The 2,547-nt window shown below is 76.6% G+C and carries 4 protein-coding genes; all 4 read left to right on the top strand.

Going from position 1 to position 2,547, the window contains the following annotated elements:
• Positions 1-972: alanine racemase (alr, locus tag QM611_RS11100; RefSeq protein ID WP_415079980.1), on the top strand; the 972-nt coding region annotated here is incomplete at its 5' end.
• Between the two features lie 106 nt (positions 973-1,078).
• Complete coding sequence (tsaE, locus tag QM611_RS11095) at positions 1,079-1,609, top strand: tRNA (adenosine(37)-N6)-threonylcarbamoyltransferase complex ATPase subunit type 1 TsaE (protein ID WP_415079979.1); 531 nt, start codon at positions 1,079-1,081, stop codon at positions 1,607-1,609.
• Between the two features lies 1 nt (position 1,610).
• Positions 1,611-2,255 (top strand): tRNA (adenosine(37)-N6)-threonylcarbamoyltransferase complex dimerization subunit type 1 TsaB, encoded by a 645-nt coding sequence (gene tsaB, locus QM611_RS11090; RefSeq protein WP_415079978.1) that lies wholly within the window; start codon positions 1,611-1,613, stop codon positions 2,253-2,255.
• Positions 2,252-2,547, top strand: a 296-nt coding sequence (locus tag QM611_RS11085; RefSeq protein WP_415079977.1) for a GNAT family N-acetyltransferase, incomplete at its 3' end; no start/stop codon positions are given. The genes tsaB and QM611_RS11085, both read left to right, overlap by 4 nt.

Raw genomic sequence — 2,547 nt, 5'->3', positions numbered from 1 at the left:
GCGCGCGCGGCGCTGGACGGGGGCGCCGACCGGCTCGGCGTCGCCGACGTCGGCGAAGCGATCGCGCTTCGCCGCGCCGGGGTCACCGCGCCGATCCTGGCGTGGCTGCACGATCCGGAGGAGTCGTTCGACGAAGCGGCCTCGCTCGGCGTCGAGCTCGGCGTCTCGAGCTTCGAACAGTTGCAGCGGGCGGCGGCCACGGCGTCGTCCCGGCCGACGAGCGTGCACCTCAAGCTGGAGACCGGGCTGTCGCGCAACGGCATCCCTCCCGCCGACTGGGGCCTCGTCTTCGCCGAGGCCGCGCGGCTCGAGCGCATCGGCAAGCTCGCTGTGACGGGCCTGTTCAGCCACCTCTCCAACGCCAGCGCCGACGACGACCGCGCGGCGCTGCGCCGGTTCGAGCGCGGCGTGATCGCCGCGGCGTCGGCGGGCCTCACACCGCCCCTGCGCCACCTCGCCGCGACGCACGCGGCGATCGCGCTGCCCGAGTCGCGGCTCGGCTGCGTGCGCATCGGCATCGGCCTGTACGGGCTGTCGCCGTTCGACGACCGGTCGTCGGCCGACCTCGGCCTGCAGCCGGCGATGACCCTGCGCGGCCGCGTCGCCGCGGTGCGGCGCGTGCCCGCCGGAGCCGGGGTCTCGTACGGCCACGACTACCGCGCGGGCCGCGAGACGACGCTCGCGCTCGTGCCCCTCGGGTACTACGACGGCGTGCCGCGAGCGGTGTCGGGGCGCGCGCCGGTGTCGATCGGCGGCCGCCGCTTCACGATCGCCGGGCGCGTCGCGATGGACCAGTTCGTCGTCGACGTCGGCGACCATCCCGTCGCGGTCGGCGACGAGGCGGTGCTGTTCGGCGACCCCACGCTCGGCGTGCCGTCGGCCGACGAGTGGGCGGATGCCGCGGGCACGATCAACTACGAGATCGTGACGCGCGTCGGCCCCCGCGTCGTGCGGACCGAGGCGCCGGCATGACCGGCCGCGTCGCAATTCAGTCTGCGCCACCGCGCGGCCTGGCGGCCGGCCCGTGGTTTCGCGGGCGGGTGGGCAGGCGGCGTGCCCTCAGACTGAGTTGTGCACGATGAGCGGACTTGACGCATTGCTCGGCGCCCGCGAGGTCGCCTCGCCGTCGGCGATGGAGGCACTCGGCCAGGAGATGGGGCAGATGCTGCGCCCCGGCGATGTCGTCGTGCTCACGGGGCCCCTCGGCGCGGGCAAGACGACGCTGACACGGGGGGTCGCCGCCGGCCTTGGCGTCCGCGGACCCGTGCAGAGCCCCACGTTCGTCATCGCGCGCACGCACCCGTCGCTGGTCGGCGGCGCCCCGCTCGTGCACGTCGACGCGTACCGGCTCGGCTCGCCCGCCGAGCTCGACGACCTCGACATCGACTACGACCGGTCGGTCGTGATCGTGGAGTGGGGCCGCGGCATGGTCGACGGCCTCGTCGACGTGTGGTGGGAGGTCGAGCTCGACCGCGAGTGGCACGGCCGCGGCGCCGACACGTGCGGCGGGTACACGCCCGCGGGCGCGGCGCTGGACGCCGACGCTCCGCGCCGCGTGACGGTCACGCGGCATCCGGCCGGCCACGCGGGCGCCGGTTACCCTGGGTGACGTGATCCTCGGCATCGACACGTCGCTCGGCACCGCGGTCGCGGTCGTTGAGCCGGGCGGGCTCGTGCGCTCCGAGGCGTCCAGCGACGACCCCCGCGGGCACGCCGAGGCGATCGGCGAGCTCATCGCCCGCGCCCTCGCCGACGCGTCGGCCGTGCCCTCCGACGTGGCGCATGTCGCCGCCGGCATGGGCCCGGGGCCGTTCACGGGCCTTCGGGTCGGCATCGCCGCCGCCCGCGCGTTCGCGCTCGGTCGCGGCATCCCGGTCGTCCCGGTGGTCAGCCATGACGCCGTCGCGCTGGCCGACGCGCTGCGTGGCGCCGACACGGCGCGGTTCGCGGTCGTCACCGACGCGCGCCGCCGTGAGTTCGCGTACACCGTCTACGACGGGCTCGACGGCGACGGGCTGCCGACACGCGCCGCCGGTCCGGCGCTCGCGCCGCGCGACGACCTCGACGGCGTGCTGGCGGGGCTGGGCGCGCAGCGCCGCGACGCGGGCGCCGTTCCGGCATCCATGATCGCGCTCGCCGCCGCTCGCGCGCTCGCCGCCGGCCGCGAGATCGGGCCCCACGACGCGCTGTACTTGCGCTCGCCCGACGTCACGGCGCCCACAGGCGTGACAGGGACCCGGCGGGTGGTGGCGTGACCGTGCGCGCGGCGGCCATGGACGACCTCGCCGCCATCATGGCGCTCGAGCGCGCGTCGTTTCCGACCGACGCGTGGTCGGAGGCCATGATGCGCGAAGAGCTCGCGTCGCCGCACGCCCGCTACCTCGTCGACGAGGAGGCCGGCCGCCTCGTCGGGTACGGGGGGCTGCGGGCCCCGGCCGGAGCGGGCGACGCCGACATCCAGACCATCGCGATCGCCGCGGCCGCGCGCGGGCACGGCCGTGGCCGAGCCCTCTTGGCCGCCCTGCTGCGCGAGGCGGCCGCCCGCGG

This window comes from Microbacterium sp., from assembly GCF_047606685.1.
GTDB lineage: Bacteria > Actinomycetota > Actinomycetes > Actinomycetales > Microbacteriaceae > Microbacterium.
This window is presented reverse-complemented; position numbering and strand designations above follow the sequence as displayed.